This window comes from Anoxybacillus ayderensis (assembly GCF_013761015.1).
In the GTDB taxonomy this organism is placed as follows: domain Bacteria; phylum Bacillota; class Bacilli; order Bacillales; family Anoxybacillaceae; genus Anoxybacillus; species Anoxybacillus ayderensis.
Genome location: NZ_JACDUV010000001.1, coordinates 247,722 through 268,754 on the forward strand (window position 1 = coordinate 247,722; position 21,033 = coordinate 268,754).

16 protein-coding genes are annotated in these 21,033 nt (G+C 36.1%); 14 read left to right on the forward strand and 2 right to left on the reverse strand.

What is annotated here, in order from left to right; all coding sequences use genetic code 11:
* Nucleotides 1-18: 18 nt before the first annotated feature.
* Both HNR63_RS01240 and secA2 read right to left on the reverse strand, forming a co-directional pair.
* A complete protein-coding gene (locus HNR63_RS01240; protein WP_181519547.1) occupies nucleotides 19-876 on the reverse strand; it encodes an accessory Sec system S-layer assembly protein in 858 nt (285 codons plus the stop codon).
* A complete protein-coding gene (gene secA2 / locus HNR63_RS01245; RefSeq protein WP_181519548.1) occupies nucleotides 877-3,267 on the reverse strand; it encodes an accessory Sec system translocase SecA2 in 2,391 nt (796 codons plus the stop codon).
* Nucleotides 3,268-3,505: 238 nt separating this feature from the next.
* Between secA2 and HNR63_RS01250 the strand changes: the two genes are divergently transcribed.
* The 14 genes from HNR63_RS01250 (at nucleotide 3,506) to HNR63_RS01315 (ending at nucleotide 21,028) form a co-directional block, all read left to right on the forward strand.
* Nucleotides 3,506-5,671, forward strand: a complete 2,166-nt coding sequence (locus HNR63_RS01250; RefSeq protein WP_343047596.1) for a SpoIID/LytB domain-containing protein — start codon at nucleotides 3,506-3,508, stop codon at nucleotides 5,669-5,671.
* A gap of 87 nt (nucleotides 5,672-5,758) precedes the next feature.
* Complete coding sequence (locus HNR63_RS01255) at nucleotides 5,759-7,267, forward strand: cell wall-binding repeat-containing protein (RefSeq protein WP_181519550.1); 1,509 nt, start codon at nucleotides 5,759-5,761, stop codon at nucleotides 7,265-7,267.
* 148 nt (nucleotides 7,268-7,415) lie between these two features.
* On the forward strand, nucleotides 7,416-8,474 hold the full coding sequence (locus tag HNR63_RS01260; protein ID WP_181519551.1) for a glycosyltransferase family 4 protein: 1,059 nt from the start codon (nucleotides 7,416-7,418) through the stop codon (nucleotides 8,472-8,474).
* Nucleotides 8,475-8,535: 61 nt separating this feature from the next.
* Nucleotides 8,536-9,804, forward strand: a complete 1,269-nt coding sequence (locus HNR63_RS01265; RefSeq protein ID WP_181519552.1) for a glycosyltransferase — start codon at nucleotides 8,536-8,538, stop codon at nucleotides 9,802-9,804.
* Nucleotides 9,801-11,123, forward strand: a complete 1,323-nt coding sequence (locus HNR63_RS01270) for a flippase (RefSeq protein WP_181519553.1) — start codon at nucleotides 9,801-9,803, stop codon at nucleotides 11,121-11,123. Before HNR63_RS01265 ends, HNR63_RS01270 begins: the two co-directional genes overlap by 4 nt.
* 73 nt (nucleotides 11,124-11,196) lie before the next feature.
* Entirely contained in the window at nucleotides 11,197-12,126 is a 930-nt protein-coding gene (locus HNR63_RS01275) for an NAD-dependent epimerase/dehydratase family protein (RefSeq protein WP_181519554.1), read from the forward strand.
* On the forward strand, nucleotides 12,126-13,151 hold the full coding sequence (locus HNR63_RS01280; protein ID WP_181519555.1) for a Gfo/Idh/MocA family protein: 1,026 nt from the start codon (nucleotides 12,126-12,128) through the stop codon (nucleotides 13,149-13,151). The genes HNR63_RS01275 and HNR63_RS01280 overlap by 1 nt, the downstream gene beginning before the upstream one ends.
* A gap of 33 nt (nucleotides 13,152-13,184) precedes the next feature.
* Entirely contained in the window at nucleotides 13,185-14,519 is a 1,335-nt protein-coding gene (locus HNR63_RS01285) for a nucleotide sugar dehydrogenase (protein ID WP_181519556.1), read from the forward strand.
* An 87-nt stretch (nucleotides 14,520-14,606) separates the two neighbouring features.
* Nucleotides 14,607-15,737 carry a glycosyltransferase family 4 protein gene (locus tag HNR63_RS01290; protein WP_181519557.1) on the forward strand — a complete coding sequence of 377 codons (1,131 nt, stop codon included), beginning with the start codon at nucleotides 14,607-14,609 and terminating at the stop codon, nucleotides 15,735-15,737.
* Nucleotides 15,738-15,744: 7 nt separating this feature from the next.
* Nucleotides 15,745-16,980: a glycosyltransferase family 4 protein gene (locus tag HNR63_RS01295; RefSeq protein WP_181519558.1), complete on the forward strand. Its 1,236-nt coding sequence runs from the start codon at nucleotides 15,745-15,747 to the stop codon at nucleotides 16,978-16,980.
* A gap of 15 nt (nucleotides 16,981-16,995) precedes the next feature.
* Nucleotides 16,996-18,105, forward strand: coding sequence for a DegT/DnrJ/EryC1/StrS family aminotransferase (locus HNR63_RS01300; protein ID WP_181519660.1), 1,110 nt, complete (start codon nucleotides 16,996-16,998; stop codon nucleotides 18,103-18,105).
* Between the two features lie 22 nt (nucleotides 18,106-18,127).
* Nucleotides 18,128-18,838 (forward strand): N-acetyltransferase, encoded by a 711-nt coding sequence (locus HNR63_RS01305; protein ID WP_181519559.1) that lies wholly within the window; start codon nucleotides 18,128-18,130, stop codon nucleotides 18,836-18,838.
* A gap of 79 nt (nucleotides 18,839-18,917) precedes the next feature.
* Complete coding sequence (locus tag HNR63_RS01310) at nucleotides 18,918-20,366, forward strand: O-antigen ligase family protein (protein ID WP_181519560.1); 1,449 nt, start codon at nucleotides 18,918-18,920, stop codon at nucleotides 20,364-20,366.
* Complete coding sequence (locus tag HNR63_RS01315; protein ID WP_181519561.1) at nucleotides 20,366-21,028, forward strand: YveK family protein; 663 nt, start codon at nucleotides 20,366-20,368, stop codon at nucleotides 21,026-21,028. Before HNR63_RS01310 ends, HNR63_RS01315 begins: the two co-directional genes overlap by 1 nt.
* Nucleotides 21,029-21,033: the final 5 nt, after the last annotated feature.

A 21,033-nucleotide genomic window follows, 5' to 3' on the forward strand; every position in this document is an offset into this window, starting at 1 on the left:
GCATCTTTTTTATTTTTATCATTTTGGAGGGTATACTTTCCATTTCGATAAATCGATTGTTTCTTTCAACAACAAGGAAGGAGGGAAAACAAACGACCACGGTTTGCTTGTGTTCGCTTTCACCTCGAAGTTCTCAAGGTGAAAGACTCCTTTGCAAATTATATCACCACTTGCGTCTTCTACAACGAGAGGAATTTGTTCGAGACGAATGTTTTTATCACTTCCGTTGCGAATGAGCAAGGTAATAACAATGTTTTTATTTTCATCTATTTTCGCTTCGATTCCCATAAAATTAATTTCTCCAGCGGAAAGAGGTGGCAAATGTTCAACTAGATTTCGTAAATGTGTTTTTTGTTGTTCTGATAGCGCTGTTTCCCAACTTTTTTCTAGCTCTAGCGCGTGTTTCGGCTTTTGCTTTAATTCAAAAGCGATTTTCCACCCGTTTTGAGGGATTTGGCCAACCAATTTATCCTCGGCTTCGAAAAGAAATCGCCAAGGCCGTGCAGTGAACGGTGGAAGTTCCCCAAATGTGTCCATTTCAAATCTTCTTTTTGCTATAGGCTGGCCGTCCTCGTTGAGAAGTAATAAGTCAATTTGTTCAAATCGAACAGGTTTAGGGAGTGTATTTCTTAAAAATGCGACGACGACAAATCCCTCGTTATACTCAATTAATTTCATCCCTGATATAGAAATTTGGTTTGGCTTCAACGCAGGAAGCTGTTGGTGATAAAATTGATATACATATCTTTCCTGGGGTGAGAGATCCCAATCAGGATGAAACGATAAAGAAGTTTTTACTTCATCTACACTCACTTGGTTATTATGTTCTTCGTGTAAGTCGGAAATCTGCTTTTTGTTTTTTCGATTAAAAATCACCTATAAGTCCCCTCTCTTTTCGTGAACATGCTCAAAATCGAACATGCTTTTAATATAATTGACAAGATGAATAGTAATTGTCGAATCAATGTCATGCTTTAAACGAACGAATTCATGGAACGCTTCCATTTCGAATAGGCGATAAGGATCTTCCTGGCTATATGCGCGCAGATGGACTCCTTCTTTTGTGTTATTTAGTGTGTGCAAATGACGAATCCAAAGCGAGTCGATGCTTTGTAACATGAGTTGTCGTATTTGAATACACAGTTGTTCCTCATCTTTGAGGGTAAGTAGATTCTCTTTCAGTTTTTCGTATCGTGACATAACGATTTCTTTAATTTGTTCTTTCTCTTTCTGTAAGAAACTTTGAACGTTGTTATCAAAGTGGAAGAAGACGAAAGAAAGTTCTTCGCAAAGACCTTTGATGTTCCACTCTTCTTGGATTATATCTTCTAAACAGTATTTATCAATTGTTTGTAATAAGTGACTTTCAATATATTTTGTCGCCTCTAATAATATATCACTTGTCTCGCACATTAAAATTTGATCCCGCATGCTGTAAATGATTTTACTTTGTTGATCGATAACACTGTCTAATTTAAGCAGATGAGAGCGAGCAGAGTAGTGCGCATGTTCAACAGTTTCTTGAACTTTTCTTACAAATTTAGATGCGTCAGGATATATGATCAACCCTTCCTCATCGACTTTAATTTTTTTCTTCCATTTCTCAAGTTCCTCTTGATCATAAAACTTAAATAGCTCGTCTTCGAGTGAGATAATGAATTGGGAAGAACCAGGATCTCCCTGCCTTCCTGCGCGCCCGCGGAGTTGCATGTCGATACGGTTGCTTTCATGACGCTCAGTTCCGATAATATGTAATCCACCGAGTTCAGCTACGCCTTCTCCGAGTAAAATATCTGTACCGCGACCAGCCATGTTTGTTGCTAGCATTACTTGGCCTCTTTGCCCTGCTAGTGCAATGATGCGAGCTTCGTCTTCTTCTGTTTTAGCGTTTAATACTTGATGTTTAATTCCCTCTTTCCGAAGAAGCTTTGATAGCTTTTCTGACTGAGCGATCGATGTTGTGCCTATCAAAACAGGGCGACCCATTTCATTCATTTTCTTTATTTCAGCGATAATTTTTTTTGCCTTTTGTTCGTAGGTAAGATAGACGAGATCTTCCATATCTATTCGTTTTCTTGGTTTGTTTGTTGGGACTGTAATTACATGCAAATTGTATGTCTCCCAAAATTCTGTTTTCGCAGGCGTAGCACTACCAGTCATTCCGCACAGCTTTTCATACATCCGAAAGTAATTTTGGATTGTAATCATAGCTTGGACATCGTTTTCTTCTGTAATTTCAACGCCTTCTTTCGCCTCGATGGCTTGATGGAGACCATCACTAAATGTTCTTCCTTCCATCACTCGTCCCGTGAATTGATCAACCAAAAATACTTTTCCATCTTTTACGATATAATCCACGTCCCGTTGCATAATAACTGCAGCGCGCAAAGATTGCATAATATTGTGCAATAAAGGCTGATGTTCAGCGTCATATAAATTATCAATCCCAAAAGCTGCTTCAATTTTAGAAGCCCCTTCATCTGTTAAGAAAAGTTGTTTTGTTTCTGGGTATAGCTCATAGTCCTTCCCGTTTTCAAACTGTTTAACAATTTGGGATGTAACTTTAAATAATTCCGTTGCGATGCTAGATTTATTTGCGATAATTAAAGGTGTGCGCGCCTCATCAATTAAAATGCTATCAATCTCATCAATAATTGCATAATAAAGCTTCCGTTGTACTTTATCATGAATGTTGTAAACCATATTATCTCGCAAATAATCGAAACCGAATTCTGTTCCGGTTCCATATGTAATATCGGCTTTATACGCTTCTTTTTTTTCTGAAGGGGACATGTTTGAAATGTTTAATCCTGTTTTTAATCCGAGAAATTGAAAGAGTTTTCCCATTTGTTCGTAATCTCTTCGTGCTAAATATTCGTTTGCTGTAATAATGTGGACTCCTTTCCCCTCAAGTGCATAAAGATAGCTTGGAAGAGTGGCAACTAACGTTTTTCCTTCACCAGTTTGCATTTCTGCAATGTTTCCTTCGTAAAGGACGAACCCTCCCATGAGTTGAACATCATAGTGACGTAAGCCGAGAATGCGTTTGGATGCCTCTCGAACGACAGCAAACGCCTCGATTTTTATGTCGTTTAATGTTGCCCCTTCATGGAGACGTTGTTTAAACTCTCTTGTCTTTCCCTGGAGTTCTTCGTCTGTAAGCTGAGAAAATATATATTCCATTTCGTTTACTTGCTTAACTAGTTTTTGAAGTCGTTTTATATCTCTTATACTTTCATCGAACAACAGTTTTACTTTTGTCAACATAGCCCTCGCTCCTAATGAAGTCATTTACATACAAATTATAGCATACTGCAATACAAAAGTAATAAGAGTAAAAATATTGTGTTGTAATCCAATTTTAACCTTATATATTTTAGGGTGGAAGTTTAATATCATTTACCTCCTTTACAAATTTTGATAAAATTTATGCTGGATAAATAAAATTGTTGTCGAAAAGGGAGAGAAAAGATCGATGTATGTAAAAAGGAATAACATTTTGTTAGTGTTTCTCTTTGTCATATGTATATACTTCATTCCTCTTTCTATGCAAAAGGTATTGGCTGATGCGGGAACTATTTCTGTTAAACTAATTAACTACATTGGAAATAAAAATACTATTAAGTTTACGACCGTTGGAAGTTATAAATTAGATAATGGAAATACTCGCTTAGATGGAAAGGATCGTTTTTCCGTAGCAAACAATATTGCAACGAGTGGGTGGGGGAAGGCTGAAACGGTATTTATAGTTAATTATACAGCTTTTGCAGACGCATTAGCTGCCACTCCCCTTGCTTATAAGTATGATGCTCCTATTTTGTTGACCCATACAGATAAGCTAACAAATGAAACACGCACAATGATTCAGCGCTTACGTCCCAAAAAAATTGTGGTTATCGGAGGAGAAGGTAGCGTTTCGAGCATTGTTGAAAACGAATTAAAATCTCTTGCTTTAACTGTTGATAGAATTGGTGGAAAAGATAGATATGAAGTGGCCAAACACATAAGTAACCAATTAGGAGAGTCAAATACAGCAATTCTTGCTCATAGTGGTGCTTTTGCAGATGCTTTATCTATTGCTCCGTATGCAGCGAAGAATGGATATCCCATTTTATTGACACGCCGAGACATTTTACCACGTGAAACAAGAGAAACGATAGCTGATAAAAATACAATAATCATTGTTGGAGGGGAAGGAAGCGTTAGCGCAAAAGTGGCTTCCATGCTAATTGATAAAAATGTGATAAGAATTGGCGGGAAAGATCGTTATGAAGTAGCTGCAAATATTTTACGAATGTTGAATCCATCGAGTGGATCAGCATTTCTTGCGAGCGGAACGTCTCTTGCAGATGCTTTAACAGGGTCTGTTTTAGCAGCGAAACAAAATTCCCCTCTCCTTTTAACACGTCCAACACAGTTGCCAGACTCTATTCGTGCTGTGATATTAGAGCAAAATATTTATACGTTTACAGTTTTAGGAGGGGTGGCTTCTGTTAGTGAAACTATTGTTTCAAATCTACCAAATGAGTTGCAAATGAAGCCATATGTTGAATATATTGTGAAAGTTGAGAATGGAAGACTTTCGTTATATGAGCAAGGAGTGAAAATAAAAGATTTTGGAACGAGTTCTTTTGTGCTCGTTCCACGTAAATATAGTGGTGAAAATCAAATACATCTCAATGGTATAGCAAATTATATTGGCAAGATGGAATTTGTAATTGAAAATGGTATGTATGTAAGACCAATTAACCGTGATATTCCTTTTGAGGATTATTTAAAAGGGGTTGTCCCACGGGAAATGCCAGCAAGCTGGCCCCTCGAAGCTTTAAAAGCACAAGCTGTTGCAGCGAGAACGTATTCTGTTCGAGATGTTGGAAAAGTGGTTGTTGATACACAAGCTTATCAAGTATATGGGGGATACAACTGGTCAGAGAGATCATCGAAAGCTGTTGAAGAAACAAAAGGTCAAGTTCTTCGATATAACGGCAATTTGATTTCAGCTGTTTTTTCATCAAGCAACGGTGGATATACAGAGGCAAATAACGAAGCGTGGGGAGGAAAACCGGTTCCATACTTACCAGCTAAGCTTGATCCGTATGATCCGAAAAATCCTTGGGATCTTACTTTGAGAAAAAAACAAATAGATATTAGTAGTTTAGACTTAAAAAATCCAGCTGCTTGGTGGGAAAACGAAAAAGAAGTAGATTCAGAAATAGTGAATAATATAAAAAAATGGATGAATCAAAACGGATGGAGCAATAAAGAAATAAAAATAGTTTCCATTGATAACATTTCGCCTATGCCAGAAAAGACAGCTGGTCAAAGATATAAAAATATGAATATTACATTCACTTATTTTGTTCGTGATTTATCAAGTGGTTTTGTTTGTGAACAAGGGCCTTGTAACGGTGAAAACAATATAAAGTTATTTACTTTTAATAACAATTTACCGATGAGTGTGGCTCGTACTATGATTGGAGCGAATAAGTTGAAAAGTAGTATGCTACAATTGATCGAACAATCTTCGGATGCGATTGTCATAAAAGGTAATGGCTATGGTCATGGGGTTGGAATGAGTCAGTGGGGAGCGAAGATCATGGCTGAACGATATAAAAAGAGTTATAGCGATATATTACGTTTCTATTATCCTGGAACGACTTTAGGAAAATAAAGATGAATAAGCGAGGTTCATCTTTTTGATGAGCGCTCGCTTTCATTCCGAAAGAAAATTGGCTTTTAGCTTCTTATGGAGGAGATTGTGTTGAAAAAACTTTTTTTTCTATTTTGTATGTTTATATTCTTTGGATTAGCTTATGATGTGCACGCTCAAACAATAAGCGAAAGAATAGACGGGAAAGATCGTTTTGAAGTTGCTGTAAACATATCGAAAAAAGGATGGACGGGTGGTTCGGATGTAGTCATTTTAGCAAATTATAATGCTTTTGCTGACGCTTTATCTGCGTCGACGTTAGCTTATAAACATAATGCACCGATCTTGTTGACACACAGTGATCGCTTGACAGATAGTACGAGGGAAGAAATTAGACGTTTAATGCCAAGAGAAGTAATTGTGATCGGTGGATATGCAACAATATCAAGTGATGTAATCAATCAACTAAAACAAATAGGCGTATCTACAGTTCGGAGAATAGATGGAAAAGATCGATATGAAGTGGCATATAACATTGCTAATGAACTTCCGGCTAGTCAAACCGTCATTATTGCATATGGTTTAGCTTTTGCTGATGCCTTAACTATAGCACCATACGCAGCTCAAAATGCTTATCCAATTTTATTATCAAATAAAGATAGTATCTCGAGCGGGGTGTTAAGATATATTTCTGAAAATAATGTAAATCAAATTATTATTGTTGGTGGAGAAGGGAGTATTAGTAAAGCAATCGAGAATCAGTTAAAGGAAAGTCGTTCTGTCACAAGAATAAGTGGAACAGATCGGTATGAAGTATCAGTCAATATTGCTAAACAGTTAATGGGGGCAAATAGGAAGTTTTTTGTAGCTAGTGGCTTAACATTTGCTGATGCATTAACAGGATCGATACTGGCAGCGAAAGAAAATGCGCCTATTTTACTTACGCGTCCAAACGTTTTACCTTCATCTATCCAGTCTTTTATTAATCAAAATTCTGTTTCCCAATTTGTTATTTTAGGCGGGAATGCTTCAGTACAGCCAAGCATTTTTGATAAAATGTTTGGCCCTTTAGCAGGAATAAAAATTGTTGTTGATCCTGGTCACGGCAAGCGAGATACAGGGGCGATCGGAAACGGTTTACTCGAGAAAGAAGTCGTTTTAGACATTGGTAATCGTTTAAAAACAAAGCTCAATCGTGCAGGAGCAATTGTTATTATGACTAGGGAAGATGATTCTTATCCAACTTTATCAGAACGAGTAGAGACTGCTCACAAAAACGGTGCAGACGCTTTTGTAAGCATTCATCTAAACGCTAATGAGAAATCAAGTCCAAATGGAACGGAAACATACTGGAATAGCCGATATGCTAGTGAAGAAAGCAAAAGGCTAGCCGAAGAGATACAGAAAAGACTAGTTAAAAGCCTCGGAACGAAAGATAGAGGGATTAAGCAAGGAAATTTTTACGTTATTAAGTATACGAAGATACCGAGCGTTTTAGTGGAAGTAGCATTTATTTCTAATTCGGAAGATGCAAAAAAAATGGCTACAAGTACGTATCGAGAGAAAGCGGCACAAGCCATTTTTGAGGGGATTTTGCAATTTTATAAGAGTGAATAAAGCTTGGTTGAGCGTACTAGCTCGTTAAGCTTTATTTTTGTTTAAAAAAATAATATTATGAGGCAAGAATGTAAAAAATATAAGCAATAATTGATTTTATAAAAATTTGTGCTAAACTTGTTACCGTGAGAAGCGAAGGGGGGAGAAGATGGATTATCGTATGTGGGTGGCCTTTCTAGTGCCTTTTTTTACCGTATTGTTAATTACTCCTTTAGTGATCAAGTTCGCAATCAAGATAGGTGCTATAGATAAACCAAACGAGCGAAAAGTGCATCAAAGAGTGATGCCCCGTTTAGGTGGTTTGGCGATTTTTTTAGGTGTCATTGCTGGTTATTGCGTTACAGGTTTATATAACGAGAAAATAACAGCAATTGCCACAGGTGCTTGTATTATTGTTATGTTAGGTGTGTTAGATGACCTGTTTGAAATAACCCCTAAAGTGAAGTTGTTAGGACAAATCGTTGCTGCAATCATTGTGGTTAGTTCGGGGTTAACAATTGATTTTATTAGCATCCCTTATGTTAGCAAAATTGAATTAGGTCTTCTGTCTATTCCAGTGACAATTTTTTGGATTATCGGCGTAACGAACGCCATTAATCTGATTGACGGTTTGGATGGTTTAGCTGCAGGGGTTTCTTCCATTAGCATCGCAACCATTGCCATCATGGCTGCTTCTTATCATAAGGTGCTCATATTGACCTTGTCGCTCATTTTGTTAGGGGCAACTATCTCATTTTTGTTTTACAATTTTCACCCAGCCAAAATTTTTATGGGTGATACAGGTTCGTTATTTTTAGGTTATTCTATTGCTATTTTATCTCTGTTAGGATTGTATAAAAGTGTAACGTTATTTAGCTTCATTGTTCCTATTATTATTCTAGGGGTTCCTGTTTTTGATACAACTTTTGCGATTATCCGAAGAGTAGTGAATAAAAGACCGATTTCTGCCCCTGATAAGTCGCATTTGCATCATCGTCTGTTAGCTTTAGGTTTTTCACATCGAACGACTGTATTAATTATATATGGTTTAGGTATTTTATTTAGCGTTAGTGCAATTATGTTTTCTTCAGCGACGCTTTGGGGTTCTTTAGGAATTGTGTTCGGTTTGTTAGTTGTTACCCACCTGATTGCTGAGTTAATTGGACTAGTAGGGGATAAATATCGACCGTTTTTGAAGATGTATAAAAAAATGTTTGGACGTCAATAAGCTGTAAGGAAATCCTTACAGCTCTTTTTAGACTATATGTGTACAAAGCGAGGTTAGAACATTGTCTAGTCACTCTGTTTCGAAAAAAGTACTTGTTCTTTTAACAAGCCGATATCCTTATAAGCCAGGTGAGGAGTTTTTAAGTAACGAAATAGCTATTTTAAGCGATTTTTTCGATCACATCCACATTATACCTACTAATCATATTGTGGACTTGCAAACAGTACGTCCTATTCCTAACAATGTAACTGTTCATTTGTTCGATTCTTTATGCAAGCCTATTGGAAAGTTAAGGAAATTTTTAAGGGTCGGTCTTCTTTTTCTACACCACCACAATATAAAAGTTTTGAAAGAAGAATGGAAAAGGGCATCTCAATTTGGAATGAGAGGCGTTCTTAAAGCATGCTATTGGTTTAGTTTAGCTGAAGTTGTGCGAAAAGAGTTAAATGTATTTTTAAATGGTTTGAATGAGGATGATATTATATTGTACTCATATTGGCTCAGTCCTGCCGCTATGGCAATTACAATGATTGATAAAACAGATGTGATTAAAGTGGCACGAGCCCATGGAGGAGATTTGTACGAGTATCGCTACAACCCTCCTTATTTACCTTTTCAAACTAGTGTCATTAAAAGTTTAGATCGTTTATTTACCATTTCAAAAGATGGCTATACTTATTTGGTTAATAAAGACAAAAGTATTGAAAGTAAATTATCTGTAGCTCGACTTGGAACGAGAAATCATCATCAAAGAGCAAAAAAATCAAAGGATGGGGTTTTGCGGATTGTGACATGTTCCTATTTAAAACCTGTTAAACGTATTTCTTTATTAGTTCAAGCCTTAGGTTATTGTAAATCAAAAGTATTATGGACACATATCGGGGATGGGGAATTAAGAGATGAAATTTTAGAAAAGGCAAGTCAATTACCGCCCAATATCGAATTTCGATTTTTAGGAAACTTATCAAATGATCAAGTATTAGAAACTTATACTAATTATGCTTTTGATTTATTTGTTAATGTAAGCGAGAGCGAGGGGATTCCTGTCACGATTATGGAGGCTTTCAGCTTTGGTATTCCTGTCATGGCCACAAATGTGGGAGGAACAGCTGAACTTGTCAATGAGGAAAATGGTGTACTCATAAGTAAAGATGTTTCTCCCCAAGAATTAGGTAAATATATTGATGAGTATGCATTATTACCAGACGATGTGAAGGAAAAAATGAGCGAAGCGGCTTACCGTACTTGGAGTGTTCAATATAATGCGGAGCAAAATTACTCTTCTTTTGCGAAAGAATTACTTGAAATAAAGGAAATGAAGAAAAGATGAATGAGCAACGCCACTCCTTTTTAAAAAATAGTTTTATTACGTTGACTAGGCAATTTTTTAGCGTTGTAATAGGAGTATTATTAGTTGTTTTCTTGGCGAGATTTTTAGGTCCAGAGGCGAGAGGGCAATATGCACTAATTACTTTTCTTCCGTTATTGCTTATTACTTTCTTGAACTTTGGTTTTAATGTGGCTACGATTTTTTATGTTAGTAAAAAAGAGGTAAGCATACAAACTGCGATCGTAACAAACATTTTTGTTGCTTTATTTTTAGGGATCATCAGTATCGTTGTAGGATACATTTTTATTCATCTGTTTGATACCCAATATGGATATTTAAACAAATACTATTTATATTGCGGATTACTATCTCTTCCATTTATGTTTTTGTTCATGTTTTTACAAACCGTCTTTCAAGGGTTACAAAATTTTAAGACGTTTAATTCGGTGTTACTTGTTCAACAATTAGCGACACTTTTACTTGTCGTTTTATTTACAATTTTTTTTCGTTTGAAGCTTTTTGGTGCAATACTTGCTTTTAGTCTTGGTTATGTCGTGACGGTTGTATTTATATTTTTTGTTGTTTACCGAGTTTATCGTATTACATTGCGCTTTTCTGATTTTTCCTTTCCTTACGTAAAAAAAATGTTTAATTATGGGATAAAGGCGTATATAAGTAATGCATTGACTTTTTTAAATTATCGGCTAGACATCTTTCTTTTAGGTCATTTTGTAAATCCTTTAGCTGTTGGTATTTATGATGTTGCGGTGAGTGTTGGAGAGCGTATATCTATTTTTTCTCAGTCTATTTCTAGTGTATTGTTTCCAAAAATATCTTCTGTGCAGTCGGAGGAGCAACGGAATAAAATTACATCTACAGTAAGTCGGAATTTGCTGTTTTTTATTGCATCGCTTTCGCTTATTCTTTATTTTTTATGCGACCTCATTTTTAACGTATTTTTCGGGGAACAATATGTAGAAAGTGCGCGACTTTTAAAAATACTTCTGCCGGGGTTGGCACTTCTATCTGTAGAGAAAGTGTTATCAAATGATTTAGCTGGAAGAGGAAAGCCAGAAGTGAATATGTACGTCGCTTTTTTTAATGTATGCTTGAACGCTTGTTTAAATATATATATGATTCCACACTATGGGGCTATGGGTGCTGCTATTTCTTCGACAATTACTTATGCGACTAGTTTTATGGTAAAAGTAGTCTTATATAGGAAATATACGAAACAAAACTACGCTTCCTTTTTAGTTATAGGTAAGGAAGATATGAATATTTATCGAAACTTATTGAGGAAAGTCATTTCTAGATAGTTGCAAGCTCTTTATTTTTCGTTATCATTTGCTACAATGATTGAGGATAGTCAATTTTTTGGGAGGACATCTGATGAAAGTTTTAATTACTGGAGGAGCAGGGTTTATCGGAACGTTTACAAAAGAGTTGCTAGTAAAAGAGGGGCATGACGTTATTATCGTTGATAACTTAATAACAGGAAGCATGACGAATATTAGTCAAGATGATATATTTATTCACGAAGATATTCGTAATGAAGCATTACACGATAAACTTGATTGCTACGAGATCGATGCTATTATACATTTAGCCGCTCAAACTAGCGTGCCACAATCAATTGATGATCCGCTTTTTGATATGAGTGAAAATATTGAAGGTACAATAAAAATGTTGCAGCTTGCAAAAAAATTGGGAGTAAAGACGTTTATTTTTGCTTCATCTGCCGCTGTATACGGGGATAATGAGAGATGTCCTTTAACAGAAGACGAGCGTCTCGTACCAAGTTCTCCATATGGTATTTCGAAAATGTGTGGCGAGAACTATGTTAAGTTTTTTTGTGAGATGAACGACATAAACTATGTCATTCTTCGCTACGCTAATGTGTACGGTCCTAAGCAGACGAATGATGGGGAAGGTGGAGTGATTAAAGTTTTCTTCGATAAAATAGCCAAGGGTGAAACGCCTGTTATTTTTGGAGATGGAAATCAAACACGGGATTTTATTTATGTTGAAGACGTAGCTCGGGCACATTTATTTGCTTTGCAATCAAGTAAAAGTGGCATTTATAACGTGAGCACAAATGTTGAAACGACTATTAATGATTTAGTTTACTTTATTGCAAAGGAGTTTGGGGAGCGTATTTCCCCTACATATAAAAATGCTCGTCCGGGCGATATTTATCGCAGTTGCCTTGATAATAAAAAAATTATCTCTTCTTTTGGATGGGAACCAATATATACAGTTCAAGATGGGATATCGAAAACATATGAAATCATTACGAGTAACGCAAAGGAGAATAAATAATGGTTAATTTTGCTATTGTAGGTTGTGGTCACATTGCAAAAAAACACGCTGAAGCCATTAAACAAGTGGCGAATGCCAACTTATATGCTGTATGCGATACGGTACCAGAACGGATGGATGACTATGTAAAAGAATATGGGGCAGAGGCATATACCGATCTTGATCGGTTGTTAGCTGATGAAAATGTACATGTTATTAATATATGTACTCCGAGTGGCTACCATGCTTCGATTGCTAAAAAGGCAGCTGAAGCAGGTAAACACGTTATTGTCGAGAAACCAATTGCCTTGACACTTCGAGATACGAACGACATTATTGAGGCATGTAGCAGAAATGACGTGAAGTTATCTGTTGTGCATCCGAACCGTTTTCGTCCGGCTATGATATGGTTGAAAAGTATAATGGAAAAAGGGTTACTTGGGAAAATCAGTCATGCTAACGCTACTGTTCGTTGGAATCGTAATCAACAATATTACGATCAAGCTCCGTGGAGAGGAACGAAAGCCTTAGACGGTGGAGTTTTAATGAATCAAGCCATTCATAATCTTGATTTACTTGTGTGGTTAATGGGGGATGTAGAGGAAGTTTTTAGTATGAGCGCTACCCGCATTCGAAATATTGAAGCAGAAGATGTTTCAACCGGTGTTGTTCGGTTTACTACAGGGGCTTTAGGTGTAATTGAAGCTGCAACGACCATTTATCCGAAAAATTTGGAAGAATCCATTAGCATTTTTGGTGAAAAAGGTACAGTTATCATTGGAGGAACAACGGCGAATTTTATTGAGCATTGCCAAATTGAAGGGATGTCCCAAAATGAGATTGAGCAAATTGTCAATGAAATTAAAGAAAATCCATATGGTAAGCCAGGACATCAATGTATTATCGAAGACATGATTCAAGCCATTCATAATGATCGTGAACCAATTGTGACAGGAAATGATGGAAAGAGGGCGCTTGAACTTGTTCTTGCTCTATATAAATCAGCAGAAACAAATCAACCAGTAAAACTATCATCGCTTATGTAGTTTGATAAAAAATAAAAAGTGAGGGACGATAAAATGAGTCAATCTATGTTGAATGAAACAGCAAAACAACTGCTTGACAAAATTGAGACAAAAACAGCGACAATTGGGGTAGTAGGATTAGGTTATGTTGGCTTACCGCTAGCAGTTGAAAAAGCAAAAGCAGGTTACAAAGTCATCGGTTTCGACATTCAACAAAAACGCGTTGATATGGTTAACAGTGGGGTAAATTACATCGGTGATGTAGTGGACAAAGAGTTAGCAGAAATGGTTGAAAGTGGACGTTTCATGGCTACAACTGATTATTCATTGATTCGTCAAGTAGACGCTGTGGCAATTTGTGTTCCGACTCCATTAGACAGATACCAACAACCAGATACTTCTTATGTAGAAAGTTCAGGGAAAGAAATTTCTAAATACTTGCATAAGGGGATGCTTGTTGTATTAGAAAGTACAACGTATCCAGGAACGACAGAGGAAGTGTTAAAGCCAATTTTAGAAAGTACCGGTCTTACATGCGGTGAAGATTTCTTTTTAGCATACTCACCAGAACGAGTGGATCCAGGGAATAAATTTTATAACACAAAAAACACACCAAAAGTGGTTGGTGGTGTCACGCCAACGTGTACAGCCGTTGCAGGGGAATTGTATAAAAATGTATTAGAAGGAGATGTACATCTCGTTTCAAGTCCTGCGGTAGCTGAGATGGAGAAAATTTTAGAAAACACGTTTCGCCACATTAATATCGCTTTGGCTAATGAAATGGCCATTTTATGTAATCGAATGGGTATCGATGTATGGGAAGTCATAGATGCTGCTGCTACGAAGCCATACGGATTTATGGCATTTTATCCTGGTCCGGGTTTAGGAGGGCATTGTATCCCAATCGATCCATTTTATTTGACATGGAAAGCTCGAGAGTACAACTATCATACACGTTTAATTGAATTAGCAGGGGAAATCAACAATAGCATGCCAGAGTTTGTTATTAATCGTTGTATGCAAGTGTTAAACGAAGAGAAAAAAGCGTTAAATGGAGCAAAAGTTGTTGTTCTTGGGTTAGCGTATAAAAAGGATATTGACGATGTACGCGAATCCCCTGCTTTAGAAATTCTTGATTTGTTAGATAAAGCCGGTGCAAATTGGATCGCTGTTGATCCGTTTGTAAAGGAATTTAAGTTCAATGGTGAAGTAATCCAGCCAGTTGAATTAACAAAAGAGTTACTTCAATCAGCTGATCTTGTTCTTATTACAACTGATCATAGTACGTTTGACTATGAACTCATTGCACAACATTCACCTTTAATTTTTGATACGCGTAATGCGTTAAAGCAATATCGTCATATCGCTAAAAAATATCATCGTTTATAAAAATAAGACGAATCAGGTCGATTTATATCGACTTGATTCGTTGGCATATGTTTAACAAATTATGTTTGAAAGTAGTGAGAGTCTCGTATGAGAGTATGTCATTTAACGTCCGTTCATCCCGCAGAGGATATCCGTATATTTGTGAAAGAGTGCCAATCTTTAGTGAGCGCTGGACATGAAGTTATTCTTGTTGTAGCTAATGAGTCGCCTCGAGTTATTAACGGTGTAAAAATTGTTGGGGTTCATGCGCCTGCAAAAAACCGACTCATGCGCATGTTGAAGGCAACGTATGAGGTATATAAGCAGGCGTTAAAAGAAGACGCAGAAGTATATCATTTTCATGATCCAGAGCTTATTCCGATAGGGCTTCTCCTTAAAGGAAAAGGAAAAAAAGTAGTTTATGATGTGCATGAAGACGTACCTGAGCAAGTCTTATCAAAACAGTGGATTCCTTCTCTTTTACGAAAGCCTATTTCTTTTTTAGTCAAAGCGGTCGAAAAATTTGCTTCAAAGCGTTTTGATGCGATTGTAACGGCTACACCGACAATTAATGAACGATTCAAGACATACAATGAACGTTCGATAACGGTACACAACTACCCTATTCTAAATGAGTTAATTGATCCGAACTTAGATATTTCTAAAAAACAATTTGAAAAGCCGAGTATTGTATACATTGGTGGGATTACTGAACTTCGTGGTATTCGAGAAATGGTGCAAGCAATCGAAACAATAAATAAAGACCAACATGTACAGTTACATTTAGCGGGAAAATTTTCCCCGCCAGAGTTAGAGATTAAAATGAGAAAACTTCCTGCTTGGCAATATGTAAACTACTTAGGATGGTTAAATCGTCAGCAGATTAAACAATGTTTGTCAGATGCAACACTAGGGTTGGTGCTTTTGCATCCGGAGCCAAGATATGTTGTATCTTATCCGATTAAGTTGTTTGAGTATATGTCGGCAGGTATACCTGTTGTTGCATCAAATTTTCCTTTGTGGAAAGAGATTGTTGAAAGTTCAGGATGCGGTAAGTGCGTAGATCCGCTTAATGTTGATGAAATTTCTGAAACTATTCGATGGTTCTTGAATCACCCTGAAAAGGCAAAAGAAATGGGGATGAATGGGCGCAAGGCAATAGAAGAAAAATATAACTGGGAGAGTGAAAGTAGCGTACTAATTCGTTTGTACGATGAGTTAAGTACAAAACGGGACTAAGGGTGGTATGAGGTTGAAAATATGGATTTTAAACCATGTAGCTTTAAAGCCGAATGAAAAAGGAATTACAAGGCATTATGATTTAGCGAAAGAAATGGTGAAAGACGGACACGATGTTACGATTTTTGCAAGTAGTTTTTTGGCATATTTGTTTAAATGGAGAGATCCGAACAGAAAAAACTATCGTGAAGATGTAAACGGAGTTATTTATGAATGGATGTGGACCTTTCCTTACTATGGAAATGGACCGAGACGTTTGCTTAATATGATTAGTTATTTTTTTATGTCTCTTTATAGGGGAATGAAGTTAAAAGAAAGACCAGATGTTATTGTAGGTTCTTCTGTTCATTTATTTGCTTGTCTTTCGGCGTATTTTTTAAGCAAATGGAAAAAATGCACGTATATCGTTGAAATACGCGACCTTTGGCCGAGAACGTTAATAGACTTTGGAGCTATTAGTGAAAAACATCCTGTCGCTATTATGTTTGGATTAATTGAGCGCTTCGTTTATAAGAAATCGGAACGAATTATTGTTACGTTACCTGGTGCTTATAAATACATTACAAGTTTAGGGATACCAAAGGAAAAAATTCATTATATTCCGAATGGGATTGACTTAGAAAGGAAAAAAGAGCTGAATAATCATTCTTCACTAGAAGAAAAAATAAGAGAGATTCGAAAAAAACATAAAAAAATTGCCATGTATGTTGGGGCTCATGGCATAGCTAATTCGCTCCCAACGATCATCCAAAGCGCTCAATACGTTGATTCAAATGAAATTGCGTATGTGTTTATTGGTGAAGGTCCTGAAAAGAACAAGTTAATGGAGATGGCCAAACCATTCAATAATATTTATTTTTTTGATGGTATTCCAAAAAATGAAGTATTATCTACACTTGCCTTAGCTGATGTTTTATTAGTATCCATGTTGAAGACGAACTTATACAAGTACGGCATCAGTTTGAATAAGCTCAATGATTATTTATTAGCTGGAAAGCCTATTTTATTTGCCGGGCATGTTTTTAATAATATCGTTGCTGAAGCACATGCAGGATTAACAGTTGAGCCTGAGAATCCGAAAGCTTTTGCTGATGGAGTTATTCAACTTGCTTATTTAGACGAGAAACAGAAATTAGCCATTCAAAAATCTAGTTATGAGTATTTACTAAACAACCATGATATCAAAAAATTAGCAAAGCGGTTTGTAGCCGTCTGTCAAGGAAAAGAACATTCTGAAGGATAAGTGAGGGAAATAATGATGAAAGTTCCAATGCTAGACTTAACAGAACAATACCAGCAATTGAGACCGGAAATTTTAGCTGCCCTTGAGGAAGTGATGTCTTCAGCACATTTTATTTTAGGAAACAATGTAAAGAAATTGGAAAATGACATTGCTGCTTATAGCAATGTAAAGCATGGCATCGGAGTGGCGAATGGAAGTGATGCGTTACATATTTCTTTACTAGCTTGTGGCGTTGGTCCTGGCGATGAAGTTATTGTGCCTGCATTTACTTTTTTTGCAACAGCTGGCGCTGTGGCTCGTGCAGGTGCTACCCCTGTTTTTGTAGACATTGATCCGAGAACGTATAATATTGATCCATTAAAAATTGAGGAAGCAATTACAGAAAAAACGAAAGCGATTATTCCTGTTCATTTATATGGTCAAATGGCTGATATGGACAAAATCAAAGAAATTGCTGACAGACATCAGTTATATATTATTGAAGATGCTGCTCAAGCCATTGGAGCTAAGTATAAAGGAAAAACAGTAGGTGAGTTAGGAACAACGGCTTGTTATAGCTTTTTCCCTACCAAAAATCTCGGTGCCTATGGAGATGGGGGAATGATTGTAACGAACGATGACGAAATTGCAGAAAAAATGAGAGTTTTACGTGTACACGGAAGTAAGCCAAAGTATTATCATCATGTTCTAGGGTATAATAGTCGATTAGATGAACTACAAGCTGCGATTTTAAATGTTAAATTCCCACATTTAGATGATTGGAGTAAGCTACGTATTGAAAAGGCCAACGTGTATACAGAGATGTTGAAAGAACTCGAAGGGGTAGTGACAACACCTTATATTGAAGAGCATAATTATCATATTTTCCATCAATATACAATACGCGTGCAAAATCGTAATGAACTACAGAAGTTTTTAAGTGACCAAGGTGTTTCAACAATGGTATATTATCCAAAACCACTACATTTACAACCTGTATTTGAGCATTTAGGTTATAAAGAAGGGGATCTGCCGGAAACTGAAAAAGCAGCAGAAGAAGTAATTTCGTTACCGATGTTCCCTGAGTTGAAATTAGAACAGCAAGAGTATGTTGTAAGTAAAATTAAAGAGTTTTATGCAAAATAATGAAAGAGAGAAGTGGAACGAAATGAAACCAGTAAGCATTGGACAAAATGTAGTAATCGGGGAAAATGTGATATTTGGGGAGAATGTCATTATCGGAAACAATGTTATTATTTACGATGGTACGATAATAGGCAATAATGTGCTTATTCAAGATAATGTTGTTATTGGGAAAAAACCTACGCGTGCGAAAACTTCTATTTTACCCGAGGTAAAAGAACTTCCTCCGGCGAAAATAGGGGACGGATGTACAATCGGAACTTCTTCAATTATTTATGCTAACGCAGTAATTGGAAACGATGTGTTTGTAGCTGATTTAGCAACAATTCGGGAACGTGTTACAATCGGAGATGGTACGATCGTTGGTCGTGGTGTAGCAATTGAAAATGATTGTTCTATAGGAAAAAAATGTAAATTAGAAACAAATTGCTACATTACAGCTTATTCCCAATTGGGCGATCATGTTTTTATTGCTCCGTGTGTTGTAACGACTAATGATAATTATATGGCACGTTCAAAAGAGCGATATGGGAAATTTAAAGGGGTTACTGTCAAAGATGGAGGACGTATTGGCGCAAATGCCATTATTCTTCCTGGTAAAGTTATTGAAGAAGACGGGGCTGTTGCTGCCGGAAGTATTGTTACAAAGGATGTAGAAAAAGAACAGTTTGTTATGGGTATTCCTGCAAAACCATTTAAACAAGTACCTGAAGATCAGTTATTAAGAAATCAATAGATGGGATAATTATTGGTAAGCGAAGAAAACGAGGTTATTTAGTTTTCTTCGCTCTTCCATTATGTAAGGAGGGACGATATTGTATCATTTTTCGGTTCCTAAAATAGTACTTACTTTGCTTTTTTCCATATGTATTGCTTTCGTTACAGCCGTCATTATTCCAGATACTTATGTAAATATGGTTATTTTACTAGTTGTATTAATTATATTTGGTTCAATTTTCACTATAGTTTATACTAATATTTTCTGGAAACATCGTTCGTTTTTGGAAAAGCTTTTAAGTATTACGTTGTTAACTTCTTTTTTGGGTGCTGGTCTTTTCTCTTACAATATCGGTCCAATTACTTTGTTTCCTTTTCGTATTTTTTTGTTCCTTTTTTTATTTATAGTTGTAGTGAGTTTGCTGAAAGGTACGTTTACGTTAAAAGAAAAAGTTTATGTACAACCTATTATATGGTTTTTCTTCTTATGGTTTTTGTATGCATTGATTTCAATTTCTTGGTCGCCAGCTGTTGGGGAAGGGATTAAAGAAATATTTTATTTATTTACGGGTGTTAGCATTGTTATATTTGTTGTTGTCACTTATGATCATGTTCGAAACTATGTAGAGTTTTACTGGATATGGATTATCATGAGTGTTGTATTAATTATTATCGGGGCGATAAACCATTTTCTAGGTTATCATCTACCTATATCGCGTATTTATACTGCCCCAATTACACAAAAGTATATTCCAACAGCAGTTTTTGTAAATGAAAATGATTACGCCAGTTTTCTTGCTATTAGCTTTTTCTTTCTTATTTCGTCTATTCATCGGTCTAGATATGTGTCTGTTAAAATATTGAGCATAGCATTTGCATTTTTAGCAGCTTATCTTCTTTTTGTTACGTCTTCAAGGGCAAATTATTTAGCGGTGATGATAGGTCTTTTCTTTTGGTTTCTCCTCTTTTTGAATAAAAAAGAGAAAGTAAAGTTTTTATTTAGTGGAACAATTTTTTTAGGGTTCGTTTTGTTCTTTTTGTTTGAAAAGATTGAAAAGATATTTTCTTTATTTATGCTCCAAATTTCTACCCTCCTTACAGAGACGAGAATTGCGGAAGCTTCTGTTGATATACGCATGAATTTAATCAAAAATGCCATGCATTTCATTGCTAATACTTTTGGGTTTGGTGTAGGTGCTGGGAATGTGGAGTACTATATGAAAAATAAGGGTATTTACAACACGTTCTCTGATTACAATATGCATAATTGGTGGATGGAAATTTTCGTGCAGTATGGCTTTTTTATTTTTGCGTGCTATGTGATTATATTTTTATATCTAATTGTAGAAATTTACAAAATTTATTTGCGTACGCAAAAAAGTGAAGTTGGGAAAATTTGCGAAGCGTTGTTTTGCGGATTGCTTGCTTTTCCTTTAGCTAGTATAAGTCCAAATTCATTCATGGCATTGACTTATAACTGGGTATTTATTGCTTTTGCAGTGGGCTTTGTTAACGTATACAAAAAAAGTGTAGCAGGAGGTAAGTGATGTTGCATTTTCAAAGTTTGATGCGAACGATAAAAAAATTTGCGATTTTCCTTATTTTGTTGCCGTTCCTAACAGGGATAATTGCTTATATATTCGAGAGTAATACAACTTCCCATTATACGGCTAAAGTAAAAATTGAGCTAGGGAATTTCGAGAATACTCGTTTAACTGACCCAAAACTTGTTCCAGAACGACTATTGTCTCAAAAGTTCTTAGAGAACACTTATCGTAATTTTCATCCCCCAATGAATGTGAGTGAAATGAGACAAAGACTCAATGTCACATTTGGCAATACACCAGTTATTGAGTTGCAATTAACAGGTTCTAATAAAAAACACGTTGAACGAACGTTGAAGGCAGTAGTCGAACAGTTCCTAAATGAAAGTAATTCCCTTTATGAAAAGAAGTATAATTTATTAAAACAAAGAATTGAATATACTCGTTCCATTGAAACTGTTGAAGAACGGATAGAGAGAGAAAGGTTGTTATATGATTTGGAACTTACATTGCTTGATCTAAGACCGACTGTAGTGATTGACGAAATAAGTGTGTCAGAAAGTGGAATGAATCCGAGTAAAAAGGCTGTATTAGGATTTTTACTCGGTTTGATAGCGGATATGTGCTTTTTATTTTTCTGGGAAGTATTTCGTAAAGCTGAATAATTAAA

Excerpts from the sequence above, each read along its gene's own strand:
- secA2 (WP_181519548.1), bottom strand. The coding sequence starts at position 3,267 with ATGTTGACAAAAGTAAAACTGTTGTTCGATGAAAGTATAAGAGATATA.
- HNR63_RS01260 (WP_181519551.1), top strand. The coding sequence starts at position 7,416 with ATGGATTATCGTATGTGGGTGGCCTTTCTAGTGCCTTTTTTTACCGTA.
- HNR63_RS01270 (WP_181519553.1), top strand. The coding sequence starts at position 9,801 with ATGAATGAGCAACGCCACTCCTTTTTAAAAAATAGTTTTATTACGTTG.
- HNR63_RS01275 (WP_181519554.1), top strand. The coding sequence starts at position 11,197 with ATGAAAGTTTTAATTACTGGAGGAGCAGGGTTTATCGGAACGTTTACA.
- HNR63_RS01280 (WP_181519555.1), top strand. The coding sequence starts at position 12,126 with ATGGTTAATTTTGCTATTGTAGGTTGTGGTCACATTGCAAAAAAACAC.
- HNR63_RS01285 (WP_181519556.1), top strand. The coding sequence starts at position 13,185 with ATGAGTCAATCTATGTTGAATGAAACAGCAAAACAACTGCTTGACAAA.
- HNR63_RS01290 (WP_181519557.1), top strand. The coding sequence starts at position 14,607 with ATGAGAGTATGTCATTTAACGTCCGTTCATCCCGCAGAGGATATCCGT.
- HNR63_RS01295 (WP_181519558.1), top strand. The coding sequence starts at position 15,745 with ATGAGGTTGAAAATATGGATTTTAAACCATGTAGCTTTAAAGCCGAAT.
- HNR63_RS01300 (WP_181519660.1), top strand. The coding sequence starts at position 16,996 with ATGAAAGTTCCAATGCTAGACTTAACAGAACAATACCAGCAATTGAGA.
- HNR63_RS01305 (WP_181519559.1), top strand. The coding sequence starts at position 18,128 with ATGAAACCAGTAAGCATTGGACAAAATGTAGTAATCGGGGAAAATGTG.
- HNR63_RS01315 (WP_181519561.1), top strand. The coding sequence starts at position 20,366 with ATGTTGCATTTTCAAAGTTTGATGCGAACGATAAAAAAATTTGCGATT.